This is a genomic window from Rhodopila sp., from assembly GCF_965276935.1.
In the GTDB taxonomy this organism is placed as follows: domain Bacteria; phylum Pseudomonadota; class Alphaproteobacteria; order Acetobacterales; family Acetobacteraceae; genus Rhodopila.
Map to the genome: position 1 here is coordinate 438,672 of NZ_CBDIBS010000001.1, position 14,367 is coordinate 453,038.

A 14,367-nucleotide genomic window follows, 5' to 3' on the forward strand; every position below is an offset into this window, starting at 1 on the left:
GGCATCCTCAAACGCGGCCACCTGGCCTTGCGCGGTGAACTGGTTCCTCTGGAAACAGCATTGACCGCCACCGCCCCCGAAGCTATTGCCGCCCGCCCTGCTACAGCGGAGACTCGACACCATGGCGGCCAAGGCGGTCAGCGAAGAAGACATCAAGAGCGGCGGCGTCGGCGCCGACCGACTGCGCAGCCTGGTCGAGCGCATCGAACGACTCGAGGAAGAGCGCGCGGCGCTCGGCTCCGACATCAAGGACATCTTCGCCGAAGCCAAATCGGCCGGTTACGACGTCAAGGTGCTGCGCCAGCTCATTCGTATCCGCAAGCAGGAACCCGCCGAGGTCGAGGAGGCGGAGACCCTGCTGGATGTCTACCGCCGCGCGCTGGGGATGTAGCGCCAGGGCCACGTAGCAGGAATTGCAATCGAGTGGCTTTCGCCTTGGTGGCGATGGGTGCAAGGCAGCCACGAAAAGCGGGCGCGTTGAGATTGACAGGACGGATGTTCAAGATCGAGTCGCGTGAGGCTTGGGAAAGCCGCCGAACGGCCACCGTAGCTCTGGCGCGCGCTGGGCGGACCTGTTCTGCTGACGGCGCTGGTGGACCGCAAAAAGGTTCGGCGACATCATCGAGAGGACGAGTTGCTGGCTTTCACATCGGTTGGCGGCTCAACCCTCGGCCTCTGTCGGTCGATGATCTGCTTGGCAGGCGTGCGGAAGGCGCATATGGGCTGGTCGATTAACAACCGCGCCGGTTGCCGCGGCGGCTATGAAAAGCCGGAAATAAGTTAATTCAGTCGAAGATCGATCAGATGCCGTGGGTCGGCCGGCAGCTCGCCCCGTTCAACCCGCTTGACGATATCCGTCAGTGCCGCGTTCGCCGGCGTCGGCAGCCCGATCTCATCTCCTTTGCGAACGATGAAGCCATTCAGGAAATCGATCTCCGTCCGCCGGCCCTTGACCATGTCCTGACCCATCGACGGACGATGTTCCCCGCCGCCGGCCTTGTTCACCTCCGCCAGCCGATGCTCGTCGTACGCGCGGGTCGCGGCCGGATCGCCTTCACCGGCGCAGGCGATCACCTCGGGATCGATGTGGTGGACCTCCTCCAGCTCATAGCCGAGCGCCTGGCCGACGCGGATCGCCTCGCTGCCGAGGCGGGCACCGAACCGGCGCAGCGTGTCGTTGCGCAGGATATCCTTGCTGATCAGCCCGGTGGAGGCCGACATGCCGTTTGCCATCGCATTGGTTACCAGCTTCGACCAGCGCTCCCCCCATAGGTTTGATGTCACCAGCGCGGAATCCGTCAGCGCGACCAGCCGCTCGATCTCCCGCACCCGCTCGGTGATCCGCCCATGCACCTCTCCGGTACGGAACACCGTGTGCTTGTCGCCGCTTTTCCCGGCGGCGCGGCGGACATGGCCGGGCTCGCACAGATCGACAGTGATCGAGCTGGCGATGCAGCCAACCACTTTCCCCCAGCCGACCACGCCGGCGATGGTCGCCTCGTTCATGCAGTTCTGCAGCGAGACGATGAAACCAGCCGGCGCCAGATACTGCGCGATCATCACCGTCGCCCATTCGGTGTCGTATGACTTCATGCAGACGAAGGCGATGTCGAACGGCTTTTCCTTCGCCGCCTGCTGCAAGTCCGTCAGGTGCAGCGCACGCACCGGCGTCGACCATTCCGGCACGTCGCGGATATGCGAGACCTTGAGACCCTGCGCCCGCATCGTCTCCACGTTCGCCGGCCACGCATCGATGAACGTCACGTCTTCGCCGGCCCGCGCCATGTGCGCCCCGGCATAGGCGCCAACCGCCCCGGTTCCCATGATCGCGATCTTGAAGCCCATCGTTGCTCTCCCCTTGTCGGCAGGTGTTCGGCCAAGTGTGCCCGGAAGCGGACGAAACGCAACCGGCAGCAAGCGGCGGCGAAGCCAGCCAGGTATTTTGTTGCGTTTAATTACATACAACACGATTGGGCGATGCCGGTGAAACCAGCCCATGCCACGGCCAGATTATTCGTAGGTATAGCGCGTATTAACACGTCGTTCATCTCGCCACCGCCTGCCCGGTAAGGCGCGGTATAATAAATTGGTCGATTGATGGTTTGCGGACCGCCGCTGGTTCCCGCCGGCTCATGGCCGTCTAAGGATTGAGAGATGATCATGAAAAGGCTTGGCCCCTGGCTCGTCGTTCTGATTGTCATAGCCGCCGGCCTCGCCGGCTGGCGCTTCATCGAGCGGCCGGATGCCGCCCATGCCGCCGATCCGGCACCAGAGCCGTCTGTGCCGGTCACCACCGGCGTCGCCCAGATCCAGGATGTGCCGATCTACCTGAACGGCCTCGGCACCGTGCAGCCGTTGAATGTGGTCCAGATCAAGGCGCAGGTGAATGGCACGCTGATCGCACTGCCGGTGCGCCAAGGCCAGGAGGTCCACAAGGGCGACATCGTGGCCGAGATCGATCCACGGCCTTACAAGGCAGCGCTGGATCAGGCGACGGCACAGCGGGACGAGGATCAGGCGCTGCTGAAAAGCGCCCAACTCGATCTGCGGCGTTACCAAAACCTGGCCAAGAGCAGCTTTGCCCCGGTCCAGCAGGTGGATGATCAGCAGGCCACAGTGGACAAGGAGGCTGCCTCGGTCGCGTACGATACGGCGGAGGTCGAAACCGCCGAGATCAATCTCGGCTATTGCGTCATCCGCGCGCCGATCGATGGAAGGATCGGTTTCTATCTGGTCGATGTCGGCAACCTGATCCAGACCGCCAGCCAGACCGGTATTGTGTCGATCACCCAGGACAAGCCGATCAGCGTGGTGTTCACCCTGCCGGAGGCTGACCTGATCCAGGTCCAGGCGGCGCGGACAAAAGGGCCAGTGCCGGCCACGGTGTTCAACAATACTGACAAGAAGGAACTGGCAAGCGGCACATTGCTGACGCCGGACAACACCATTGACACGACCTCTGGGACGATCTCGCTGAAGGCGAATTTCGACAATGCCGATGACCATCTGTGGCCAGGCCAGTTCGTCAACACCCGCATCCAGGTTGGCACCTTGCCGCGTTCGGTCACCGTTCCCACTCTGGCGATCCAGCACGGGCCGGATGGCCTGTTCGTCTATCTGGTCAAGCCGGACCAGACCGTTGCGCAGGTTGATGTGCAGGTCAGCGAGCAGAACGACGGCCGGACGGTGGTGAAAAAAGGGTTGTCGGGCAGCGAAACCGTCGTTGTCTCCGGGCAGTCGCGGCTGGCGCCGGGGACCCACATCAAGGCCACCAACACCGCCACCGCTGCCAGCTAGGACGCCAGACCTGATGAGCATATCCGCGCCTTTCATCCGGCGGCCGATCGCCACGTCCCTGCTGACCGCGGCGATCTTCCTGGCTGGGCTCGTCGCCTATCCGCTGCTGCCGGTGGCTCCGCTGCCGAACGTGCAGTTCCCGACGCTGACCGTGTCGGCGCAGTATCCCGGCGCAAGTCCCGCGACCATGGCGTCCACCGTCGCAACGCCACTGGAAACCGAGTTCGGTCAGATGCTGCCCGGCCTGTCCCAGATGACCTCGGTCAGCGTGCTCGGTACCACCCAGATCACGCTCCAGTTCGGCCTCGGAACCGATCTTGGCAATGCCGAAACGCTGGTGCTGGAGGCGATGAATGCCGCCCAGGGCTCCTTGCCGAAGGGGATGCCGACGCCGGCGACCTTCCGCGCGATCAACCCAGCCGACAGTCCGATCATGATCCTGGCGATGCAATCGGATCAGGCGCCGATCACCACGGTTGATAACTACGCGGAGAACCTGGTGGAGCAACAGCTTTCCCAGCTTCCCGGTGTGGGTCAGGTGCTGGTCGGCGGCCAGCAGACGCCGGCGATCCGGGTGCAGGTCGATCCCGCGCGGCTGGCATCGATGGGCATGACGCTGGAGGACGTGCATAATGTCCTGACCTCCGTCACGGTCGACAACCCGAAGGGCAGCATCGACGGGTCGAAACAATCGTACACGATCTATGCCAACGACCAGCTTACCCAGGCCGAACCTTATAACAACGTGATCATCGGCTACCGCAACGGTGGTCCGATCCGCATTCGCGATATCGGCAGGGCCGTGGCAGGACCACAGAACCGGGAGCTACGGGCCTGGACGAACGGCAAGCGGTCGGTCCTGCTGCTGGTGTTCAAGCAGCCAAACGCCAACGTCATTGCCACCGCCGACGGCGTCAAGGCCAAGCTGCCAGCCCTGCGAGCCGACATCCCGCCTGATATCCAGTTGAACGTGGTGTCCGACCGCACGCTGACGATCCGAGCCTCGGTCAGCGATGTGGAATTCACGCTGATGCTGGCGATCGGCCTGGTTGTCATGGTGATCTTCCTGTTCCTGCGCAACATCTGGGCAACGATCATACCCAGCGTGACCATCCCGGTGGCCCTGGTCGGCACCCTGGGCGTCATGTACGTCTGCGGATTCAGCCTGGACAACCTGTCATTGATGGCATTGACCATCGCGGTAGGTTTCGTCGTCGACGACGCGATCGTCATGCTGGAGAACATCTTTCGTCATATCGAGGACGGCATGCGTCCGCTGGATGCGGCCCTGCTCGGCGCCGGCGAGATCGGCTTCACGATTGTTTCCATCAGTGTTTCCCTGATCGCCGTGTTCATCCCCCTGCTGCTGATGGGCGGCATCGTCGGCCGGCTGTTCCGGGAGTTCGCGATCTGCGTCTCGATCACCATTGTCGTTTCAGCGGTGATATCACTCACCTTGACCCCGATGATGTGCGCCCGGTTCCTGGCGCCGCAAGCGCATGATCACGGACGCTTCTACAGGCTGATCGAGGGCATGTTTGATGCCATACTCCGCTTTTATGAGCGAACGCTGGATATCGCGCTGCGCTTCCGCATCATTACCCTGATGGTGTTCGTCGCGACCGTGCTGACGACGGTCGGCTTGTACACCGTCATCTCCAAGGGGTTTTTCCCGACCCAGGACACCGGCATCATTATCGGCATCACGGACGCCGCGCAGGATGTGTCGTTCGACCAGATGGCGGTGTTGCAGCAACAGGTGAACAAGGTGGTGCTGCACGATCCCGCGGTTGCATCGGTTGTCGCCTCGGTCGGCGCCGGCACGGCCGGCCAGACAGCCAACAATGGCCGCATGTATATTTCGCTGAAGCCATGGGACCAGCGTTCCGACAACGTCATGCAGGTCGTCGCTCGGCTTGATCGGAAGATGCAGCCTGTCAGCGGCATCCGCCTGTTCCTGCAGCCGGCGCAGGATGTCAGGGTCGGCGCCCGCCTCGGCCGGACCCTGTATCAATATACGTTGCAAGATCCAAACATGGATGAGCTGAACAAGTGGGCGCCCAAAATTCTGGCCAAGATGCGCCAGATCCCACTGCTGACGGATGTCACATCGGATCAGGAGAACGCCGGCACCACGGAAACCCTGACTTATGACCGGGATCAGGCCGCCCGCTTCGGCGTCCAGCCGGCGGCGATCGACGCCATCCTGTATGACGCGTTTGGCCAGAACGAGGTCGCGCAATACTTCACCGGCAACAAGGCCTACTACGTGATCCTGGAGGCCTTGCCCAGCGAGTACGGCAGTCTCTCGACCCTGGACAAGCTGTACGTGAAATCGTCCAGCGGCGTATCGGTGCCGCTGTCGACCCTGTTGCGCCAGACCACGGCCCCGGTGCAGCCGCTGGCGGTCAATCATCAGAGCCAGTTCCCATCGGTTACCATCTCCTTTAACCTGGAGGGCAATGCCTCACTGGGCTCTGCGGTCACGCAGGTGGAGCAGGTAGAAGCGTCGATGGGGGTGCCCGCAAGCGTGCAAGGCAGCTTCCAGGGTACGGCTCAGGCCTTCCAGGCATCGCTCAGCACTGAGCCTTATCTGATCGCCGCTGCGCTGGTGGCAGTCTACATCATCCTGGGGGTGCTGTATGAAAGCTACGTGCTGCCGCTGACCATCCTGTCGACGCTGCCGTCCGCCGGTGTGGGGGCGTTGCTGATGCTGCTGCTGTTCCACTACCAGTTGACCGTGATCGCGCTGATCGGGATCATCCTGCTGATTGGCATCGTCAAGAAGAACGGCATCATGATGGTGGATTTCGCCATCTCGGCGGAGCGGCGCGACGGGCTAAACCCATACCATGCCATCCGCCAGGCCTGTCTGCTGCGCTTCCGGCCGATTCTGATGACCACCATGGCGGCGCTGCTCAGCGGTTTGCCGCTGATGCTGGCGAACGGAGCAGGCTCCGAACTGCGCAAGCCGCTGGGCTTCGCGATGGTCGGCGGCCTGCTGCTGAGCCAGATGCTGACGCTGTATACCACGCCGGTGATCTACCTGTACCTGGATCGGCTGCAGCACTGGCTGTTTCCGAACCGTCAGCTTGCCTTGCCGCGGCTGGCGGCGAAGATGGGGGAGGCGACAGCAGATTGATCCACCTCCACATCCCGGCCACTCGCTCTTTGTTTTCAGAGGCCTGCCTATCCCCTCCGTCCGTCACAAGATATGACGAACTTCGGGGGCAGGACACTGGCGGCTTACTCGATCACGTAATTCACGCCTTCCGAACGGTCAGCCTCAGGCGATCACGCGCTAACAAGCAGCCGTGATTTCTTTACAAACGACAAGTGATGACTGCTGACAGCAGACCGCTTGCGGATCCGGTAATTATGATGATCGTATATATAACGTAACATGATATCTCCCGAAGCCGGCATCCTTCCGAAGTCACAGCTACAACATTCCCTGATCAGCATGAACAGCCGATGATGTGGTTGCCACAGAAACAAGTAAAATTCGTGCGCTTCGCAGGAAAATCTTGACCCGCGGATCACGATTGTTTTATCCCGGCTGCGCATCGTCGTTCCGACCGGGGGTCTCCATGCCGCAGCCTGCCGCCCGCGCCACGCCCGGGACACCCGGCGCAAGATCCGTTTGGGCCGGTCCGCATCACGAACGGTCGTAAACCTCACGAACGCCGCCGCCGAACGAAAACTTTCTGAAACGACGACACGAACCTGCCGCGCTGGGTGCAGCCAGACGGCCGTACGCGCCCGCATACCGGTCACATCATTACTTGACTGTTTAGGAACGACCCGATGACTTTTGACCGCGAGGCGCGCCAGTTCCGCCTGTTGACAGTTCACTGCGTCCTTTGGTCGCTCGCCATGTCCATGGCTGGCGGCTTTGTCGGCGCTTATTTGCTGCGTCAAGGGTTCAGTCTCGCCACGACAATCGTGATCTATGCAATCCTGCTTCTGGTCCGCTTCGCGATCAGGGCGGTGATGCTGCCGGTCATCCGTCGTGTCGGCATGCGCCGAGCGATCCTGCTGGGCGCCGGGATCGCCGCCTTGCAGTTCCTGCCGCTGATCGGCGCGGAGCAACCGCTCTGGCTGGCTGTCTGGATCCTGATCGTCGCAGCCGGTGAGTGCGTGTACTGGCCGGTCTGTCACGCCGCCAATGCGGTCTGCGGCGGCGGCGGACGGCGAGGCCGGCAGCTCGCGCACCGGCAGATGGCGAGAACCGCCGCCTCGGTCGTCGGTCCGGTCGTGGGCGGCATCTTGCTGACCCGAATCGGGCCGGCGGCTGAATTCGGCATCGCGACGGCGTTCTGCCTGTTGTCCGCGGCGCCGCTGTGGTGGATGCGAGAGATTGATCTCGGGCGCGTCCCGACCTTTTGCCAGTCCCTGGCGGCCGCGGATCTGGTCGGGCTCTGCGCCTTCGCCGGCGATGGCTGGATGAGTGCCGGCACCGGGATCGCCTGGGCGCTGATCCTGTTCTCGACCCTTGGCTCGTCTTACGATGCACTCGGCTGGGCCAGCACCGCCGCCGCGGGCGCCGGCGCGCTGGCGGGGCTGGGCTGCGGCGTGGCGATCGATCGTGGCCATCGCCATCTGCTGTCCCATGGTGTCACCGCCGCGCTGCTGATCGGTGTGCTGATGCGCGTCGCGTCCGGTTGGGCGCCGTGGGTGGCGTTCGCGGCGAATACCGTCGGCGCGGCCGTCAGCGGGCTGTACTACCCAATCCTCATGAGCGTCGTCTACGATCGCGCCAAGCGATCCGGGTCGGCCTACCAGTTCCACCTGTCCACCGAGGCGGGATGGGATAGCGGTGCCATCCTCGGCTGTCTTGTAGCGGCCGCCGTTGCCTGGACTGGTGTGCCCGCGCCCCTGGCGGTGCTTCCCTCAGTCCTCGGCATCGTGGTCATCCACCGCTGCGTTCGGGCGGAATGCAAGACCGTCGCAGTTGAGAAGCAGCGGATGGTGATTGTGTCCGTGGTGCCGGGAGACACCGCCTCGCACGACGAGAAGGTGCTGCCCCAGGCTGCCTGATGCGGCGGCGGGCGGGAACGCTGGCAGACGAGCGACGCCGGCCCCTTGGCGATCTGAACAGCGCCTGTTAAGTAATGACCGGTGCATATCAGGCACGGGTCGCGTGATGCCGCCATGACGTTGGAAGCAAAGTGCTGCTGCAAACGATGCATTTATGATCAACATCGAGATGGCATGGTAATCCGCCCAACCAAGATGTCCGCCGTGGACCACACATCGACGCTTCAGGCAATTCTCTCCAGCGACCAGCCACGGCAGCACATATTCGGGCTGGTTCAAGCGCTTGCGCTGCCCGATTGCTGGATTGGCGCCGGTTTCATCAGGAATGCCGTATGGAATCACCTGCATGGCAGCTTGGCTCCTCATTACACCGGTGACGTCGATGTCCTGTGGTTCGATCCTGAACGGACCGATCCGTCGGAGGATCGAAGACTGGAAGCCGCGCTGCGGACCCAGGCGCCGCCGATCGGCTGGTCGGTGAAAAATCAGGCCAGGATGCACACGCGCAATAACGACCCGCCTTACGCTTCAACCGTTGATGCTATGCTTGGCTGGCCCGAGACAGCGACCGCGGTTGCGGCCAGACGAACCAGGCAGGCCGCCTGGGAGATCGCCGCGCCATTTGGTCTGGAAGATCTGTTCGCCCTGGTTCTGCGGCCTACGCCCCGGTTCGCGGGTGAGAAGCGGACGGTGTTCCTGGATCGCATCCAGTCTAAGCGGTGGCTGGAGACATGGCCACTCCTGCGACTGGAAGATGCTTGCATCGAGCGTGGTCGGCGGCTATCGGCGCCTACCTGACCTTGGCGAAGCTGAAGCAGTCGCGCGGCTGATCGCTGATGTTTGGATGCAGCAACCACCGTCGCAGCAATCCTTCTCGTGTCAGCCCGGCCTTCTCCATGACGCGTGCCGATGCGAGGTTATCGACATCGCAGACAGCGCCGATGCGCCAAATGTCCGGTTCGCTCAGCGCCCAGCACGCCACCTCGGTCAGGGCTTCCGTCATCAGCCCTTGTCCCCAGGAAGAGCGCGCCAGCACATAGCCGAAGCCAAGATGGTACGCACAGGATCGCCGCAGATCGAACGCGCCGACGATCAGCGCGCGATCACGATTTACGAGGACATAGGTGCGGGACGACACCGCCGCCATGCAGTGCTTGACGTAAGCTTCGGTCTGGTCAATCCGGGTGTGTGGCCGCCATGTCAGGAACCGGGTAACGTCTGGATCCTGCGCATAAGCATCAAAGATAGCTCGCGCATCGGCTGAAGTTATCAGCCGAAGGGTCAACCGCGGGGTTTGGAACGCATCCCGAAACATGCTCTGAACGCTGCCATGCGAAAGGGTGACTTGTCACGGCGGGAATACGCGGGCCGACCAGCGTGCCCGAGCCGCGGCGGTTCTTGGCGATCAAGCCGCTTTCCGCCATCATGGATCGCTGCGACAAGCGTGATACGGGAACATCTGGTGCCGCGACCGCACATCATCATCCTCAACGGCCCTGGCAGCGTCGGCAAAAGCGCCACCGCCCGAGCGCTTCAGACACTCACCGCCACGCCGTTCCTGCATGTAGCGATGGATACCTTCATCGATATGCTTCCGAAGGGGTTGTTCGGCCATCCGGACGGCTTGATCTTTGAGATGATCCAGGAGCAAGGCAAGCGGTCGATCATGATCAAGACCGGCCCCGTCATCGAGCGCGTTATGCGGGGCATGCGTCACGCCATCGCGGCCATGGCCGCACAAGGCAACAACCTAGTCGTCGACGAGGTCATGATCGGAAAGGAGAAAGCAGCAGAGTACCGTGTGCTTCTATCACCGTTCGATTTGCGTTGGGTGGGTCTGTTTGCTCCACTCGACGTGCTAGAGGCAAGGGAGCGCAAACGTGGAGATCGAGAGATCGGCTTGGCACGCTGGCAAATCGATCGTGTTCACCACGACATGACCTACGATCTGGGGATCAATACTACCGCCACAACGCCCCTGGAGAATGCGCGGATAATTCGCGACACCTTTGACCTCTGACGGTCCCGCATATCCAGCCCGATCTATCCCCAAGGGAACTGCGATCTTCCGCCTTGGCGCCGACGTTTTCGCGGGACGCCTGGCCGCCAACAGCGGTGTCGAGACGGCTGTGCCGCCGCTTCCGCCGGCATCTTGCCACGCGTTGAAGCGCGACGCGAGGTCGGTGGTCATCAGCGCCACCGCAAACGCCGCCGGACCGACGACCGCGACGTAGCCGATCAAGAACCAGAAGCCAACGCTGACAGAGCGTTCGCCTTGATCAATTCGCGGGTGAAGCTGGCAATGGCGGCACTAGGGTCGGCACCGACCGCATAGCGGCGCTTCAACCTAGACCCCTTTGGTTCAAGGCGACTCAGTGACACGAAACCGGCGGAACAGGCGCGGCAGAAACGCGATCATGGCCAGTGCCCCGAGACCGAGCAGGCCGTAACGCAAAGCCGAGGTATCTCCGGCCGCCGCCGACCGTCCGGCATAGCCCAGCCAAGTATAGGCGACCGCGCCGGGAAGCATGCAGACCGCCGAGGCAAGGATGTAAGCAGGCAGCGAGATACGCGTCAGGCCGAGCGCGTAATTGAGCAGATTGAACGGAACGAACGGCACCAGGCGCATCAGGGCAATGAAGCGCCAGCCTTCCGTCTCCACCCCATCAACAATGCGCCGCAGGCGGCCGCCAAGGCGCTGCTCGATCCAGTCGGCACCGATAGCGCGCGCGATCAGGAAAGCAAGCGTCGCACCCAGTGTTGCGCCGAGCAGATTCCACAGCGTGCCCCATATCGGCCCGAACAGGGCGCCGCCAGCTAGACTGAGCAGCGCCCCGGAAAAAAATACAACGGTGCCCGCCGCGTACAGCGCCACAAATCCGGCGGGAGCCCAGACGCCTAGGCCATTCACGGCTGACGCGATGGTGCCTGCATCAAAATCATGCCGGTGCGTCAGCGCCCATCCGATGCCGGCTGTCAGCGCGAGCGCCAAGCCGAGACGCAGCGGCAAATGAGCGCGTGTCATAAGATATACGTCTGCTGCACGATCACCGAAGGTGCCCGCCGCAGTAATAGCAACAGCATCCGGTGCAGCCATGATTCAAGCGGATCGCCGCAGTCGTCCAGGCCGGGCGTCATGCGCCTATGCCCCCAGGGTGGGTTGCGCACGATAGGTGCCGAACAGACGTTTCACCAGGCCAGATCAAACCCGAAATTCTATCGGTTTCCCACCGCTCCATCGACTGATGCAGGACTTCGAAGACCATCACCGCGATCAGGCCTGCGCCGAGCACAAGGATTACGATCAGCTTAATTGCCTTGGCGAGGAGAAGCTCGCCAGGATGACCACGACTCCCTCACACAAAGTCCCAAGGGCCGTGCAAAACCGCAACATCCGGCCACCAACAACAAAAAGGCCGGGACTGCCCCGGCCTTGATGCAGTTCTTGGAGAAGCGGGCTAGCCGCCGCCGCCTTCAAGCCAAGTGCCGCCCGGCCCATTGCCGGTGTTGTCATACGGACCCTGCTGGTGGGTGCTTTGCAAACCGCCAAAGGTCGCGGCATTGGCCGCTGGTGCAATCGCGGCTGTCAGGCTTAGGGCAGCAAAGGCTGCCAGAATCATGGTCTTCATGGGAACTCTTCATCTCTCGTCGGCCGGAATGTCCGGCTTCGACAGCGACACAAATGGGCTGATCTCGGCTGATAATAATCAGACTTTCTGGCATGGGATCTATGCGCTGAAAGATGAAATCGTCTGGTCGACGCACGGGTTGGACGCGCCGGCATCTATTGCAAAGCGCTTACACATGCCGCCTTTCGAACAAGCAGCTTTAACCTTCGGCGTCCGGTCGCCGATGTCGTGTTGGCCCAGGGCTCGCTCACCGGGCGTAACTTGCAAGTTCCGCCCGGTAAGCGCCGCATCATTCACACCTATCCCCGCGGCTGGCCTCGCCCGGTCCGCTTCATGTCCATTGTCCCGGCGAGCTTCACTTTGGCTTCGCCATGCTTGCCATTTGCTTGAGCATGAATTGGGGCGCGACCCGGCTCATTGCTTTCAGCACGTTGGCGAGGCCAGGCCGGATTTCGAGCTTGCCCGCCTCGATACCGGCTATGGCTCGTCTGGCGAGCACCTGGACGCTCATTGGCTTCTGCCCCCGCGTCTCCTCGGCGAACTCACCGCGAAACAGCGGCGTCTCGACACCCGGGGGAGCCAATTCGACCACAGTCACGCCCGCGCCCTGGAGCTGAATGCGCAGGGATTGCGTAAAAGAGTGAACTCCCGCCTTTGCGGCGCAATAGACGGGCGCCACAGGGAATGGAATGAAGGCCAGTCCCGATGAGACATTGACGATCAGCGCCTCGGGCCGGGTTTTCAGATGCGGCAGGAACTGCTGAACCATTCGGATTGGCCCGCTTAGATTGACCTCGATTTCACGCGTCACATCCTCTAGGTCGCGCGCCTCATTGAGCTTGAGGTTGCGCATGATGCCAGCGTTGTTGATGAGGGTGTCCAAAGTTGGAAAGCGCGACAGGACAGCCGCATGCAGCGCCGCAATAGCTTTTTGGTCGCTGACATCGCTCCTGAAGGTGTGGATACCGGGAACGGCCTGCGCGGCCGCGGCGAGTCTGTCCTGATCGCGCCCGGTCACCGCGACCGTATTGCCGCGGCCGAGCAGTTGCCTCGCCAGCTCGAGGCCGATGCCGCTCGTGCCTCCGGTGATCAGGATGGTTCTCTGTTCCAGCTTCATACAGGGCTCCTCGCACCGGTGACGGTGCTTGCGACCTGCATTTATGCGCTGACACTCTCTCACTGGAAGAAGGCACCAAAAAGTTTTATACTTACCTAAAGGAGAGTGCAGATGACCGGATTGCCTCAATTCACCGCGGAGCAGATCGCAATGGCGAAGCTTTATGCCGCTGCTACGCCGCCCGAGGATATCGACCCCCGGATCGAGGCGCTGGTGCACGAGTTGATCGGGCGGGTTGCCGACAAGTGGACAATGCTGGTTCTGGAAGTCTTGGGCGAGCATGGCGAGCTGCGCTTCACGCGCCTGAGCGAGCTGGTGCCCGGCATTAGCCAGAAAATGCTCACCCAAACCGTGCGCCACATGGAACGCGACGGTTTCCTGGTGCGGACCGTGCATGCCGTCGTGCCGCCCAAGGTCGAGTATAAACTTACGACGCTCGGCCTGACCCTCGGTGCGGCCTTTTGCGGCGTGTGGGTATGGGCTGTGGAGAACCTCGATGGGGTCGAGCAGGCACGCCAAGCTTTCGACGACAAAACCAGGGCAAGCTGACATTTGCGCAGGTCCGGGCAGCGGGCCTAAATACAGGCCGCCTTGGGGCCGTGCTTCACCCCTGGATGCGCCACGTCGCAGCCGCCTTTGACCAAATGCCGGATACTGAAGCTCACTTTGATCGGAATTGCAGCGGAGTGTGACAAGGCAGACTGGTCGATATGAACGGTCATTGCTTAAGCCGGCGTGAAATTGACACATGGCGGCCTCCGGAAGGCTTCGCCATCCCTGCATCAAGCGTCCTCCCACCCTCGATTGGTTCATCGCGCCGTGCAACGGTGTCACGACATTCGCCATCGGCGGCGGGGCACGGCTCGTAGGAGACAACGTCATGCAACTGAATCATATCGCAAACCGCCTCGATTCCCGGTACTTCGAGATTGTTGTCACAATGCTCAGATCGAAGCTTGGCTTTGTCGAGCTTCGCCGGACCGACCGGTCCATCTGGCTGCGACAGCCAGGAACGAACGTGGACTTGCAGTTCAGCCGTAGTGACACCGCTCATCGTGATCCGGACAAGCGCCGTTCGCAGGTGTCGTTTCTGAGTGACAGTCCGCGGGCGGCGTTGGAAGATCTGGCGGCCTGGGCGAGGGCGCAGGGAATGCAGGCCACCGTAGGGGCCTATTCAGACAAGGAGTTCTTTCTCGACGCGCCCGACGCCTTCGTGGATTTTGTCATCGAGGCGATGACACCGGACCTCGCCGAATATGCTGTCGAGATTCCCTGAAACGCCCC

13 protein-coding genes are annotated in these 14,367 nt (G+C 62.2%); 8 read left to right on the plus strand and 5 right to left on the minus strand.

Going from position 1 to position 14,367, the window contains the following annotated elements:
• Nucleotides 1-121 precede the first annotated feature (121 nt).
• Nucleotides 122-391: a DUF2312 domain-containing protein gene (locus ACQY4S_RS01995; protein WP_428483503.1), complete on the plus strand. Its 270-nt coding sequence runs from the start codon at nt 122-124 to the stop codon at nt 389-391.
• A gap of 389 nt (nt 392-780) precedes the next feature.
• Here ACQY4S_RS01995 and ACQY4S_RS02000 read toward each other — a convergent pair whose 3' ends face one another.
• Nucleotides 781-1,845, minus strand: a complete 1,065-nt coding sequence (locus ACQY4S_RS02000) for a ketopantoate reductase family protein (RefSeq protein ID WP_428483504.1) — start codon at nt 1,843-1,845, stop codon at nt 781-783.
• A gap of 315 nt (nt 1,846-2,160) precedes the next feature.
• Between ACQY4S_RS02000 and ACQY4S_RS02005 the strand changes: the two genes are divergently transcribed.
• The 4 genes from ACQY4S_RS02005 (at nt 2,161) to ACQY4S_RS02020 (ending at nt 9,135) form a co-directional block, all read left to right on the plus strand.
• Nucleotides 2,161-3,297, plus strand: a complete 1,137-nt coding sequence (locus tag ACQY4S_RS02005; protein ID WP_428483505.1) for an efflux RND transporter periplasmic adaptor subunit — start codon at nt 2,161-2,163, stop codon at nt 3,295-3,297.
• A gap of 13 nt (nt 3,298-3,310) precedes the next feature.
• Entirely contained in the window at nt 3,311-6,439 is a 3,129-nt protein-coding gene (locus ACQY4S_RS02010; protein WP_428483506.1) for an efflux RND transporter permease subunit, read from the plus strand.
• A 665-nt stretch (nt 6,440-7,104) separates the two neighbouring features.
• On the plus strand, nt 7,105-8,337 hold the full coding sequence (locus tag ACQY4S_RS02015; RefSeq protein ID WP_428483507.1) for an MFS transporter: 1,233 nt from the start codon (nt 7,105-7,107) through the stop codon (nt 8,335-8,337).
• Nucleotides 8,338-8,511: 174 nt separating this feature from the next.
• On the plus strand, nt 8,512-9,135 hold the full coding sequence (locus tag ACQY4S_RS02020; RefSeq protein ID WP_428483508.1) for a nucleotidyltransferase family protein: 624 nt from the start codon (nt 8,512-8,514) through the stop codon (nt 9,133-9,135).
• Here ACQY4S_RS02020 and ACQY4S_RS02025 read toward each other — a convergent pair.
• Nucleotides 9,128-9,652: a GNAT family N-acetyltransferase gene (locus ACQY4S_RS02025; protein WP_428483510.1), complete on the minus strand. Its 525-nt coding sequence runs from the start codon at nt 9,650-9,652 to the stop codon at nt 9,128-9,130. The genes ACQY4S_RS02020 and ACQY4S_RS02025 overlap by 8 nt on opposite strands.
• A 147-nt stretch (nt 9,653-9,799) precedes the next feature.
• On the opposite strand from ACQY4S_RS02025, the gene ACQY4S_RS02030 reads away from it, so the two are divergent.
• Entirely contained in the window at nt 9,800-10,357 is a 558-nt protein-coding gene (locus tag ACQY4S_RS02030; protein WP_428483511.1) for a chloramphenicol phosphotransferase CPT family protein, read from the plus strand.
• A gap of 342 nt (nt 10,358-10,699) precedes the next feature.
• On the opposite strand, the gene ACQY4S_RS02035 is transcribed toward ACQY4S_RS02030, so the two are convergent.
• The 3 genes from ACQY4S_RS02035 to ACQY4S_RS02045 all read right to left on the minus strand — a co-directional run bounded on the left by ACQY4S_RS02035 (nt 10,700) and on the right by ACQY4S_RS02045 (nt 13,083).
• Nucleotides 10,700-11,362 (minus strand): TVP38/TMEM64 family protein, encoded by a 663-nt coding sequence (locus ACQY4S_RS02035; protein WP_428483512.1) that lies wholly within the window; start codon nt 11,360-11,362, stop codon nt 10,700-10,702.
• A gap of 433 nt (nt 11,363-11,795) precedes the next feature.
• Nucleotides 11,796-11,966 (minus strand): hypothetical protein, encoded by a 171-nt coding sequence (locus ACQY4S_RS02040; protein WP_428483513.1) that lies wholly within the window; start codon nt 11,964-11,966, stop codon nt 11,796-11,798.
• A gap of 355 nt (nt 11,967-12,321) precedes the next feature.
• Complete coding sequence (locus ACQY4S_RS02045) at nt 12,322-13,083, minus strand: SDR family oxidoreductase (protein ID WP_428483514.1); 762 nt, start codon at nt 13,081-13,083, stop codon at nt 12,322-12,324.
• Between the two features lie 111 nt (nt 13,084-13,194).
• On the opposite strand from ACQY4S_RS02045, the gene ACQY4S_RS02050 reads away from it, so the two are divergent.
• Nucleotides 13,195-13,632 (plus strand): winged helix-turn-helix transcriptional regulator, encoded by a 438-nt coding sequence (locus ACQY4S_RS02050; protein WP_428483515.1) that lies wholly within the window; start codon nt 13,195-13,197, stop codon nt 13,630-13,632.
• Nucleotides 13,633-13,831: 199 nt separating this feature from the next.
• Nucleotides 13,832-14,359 carry a hypothetical protein gene (locus ACQY4S_RS02055; protein WP_428483516.1) on the plus strand — a complete coding sequence of 176 codons (528 nt, stop codon included), beginning with the start codon at nt 13,832-13,834 and terminating at the stop codon, nt 14,357-14,359.
• Nucleotides 14,360-14,367 lie beyond the last annotated feature (8 nt).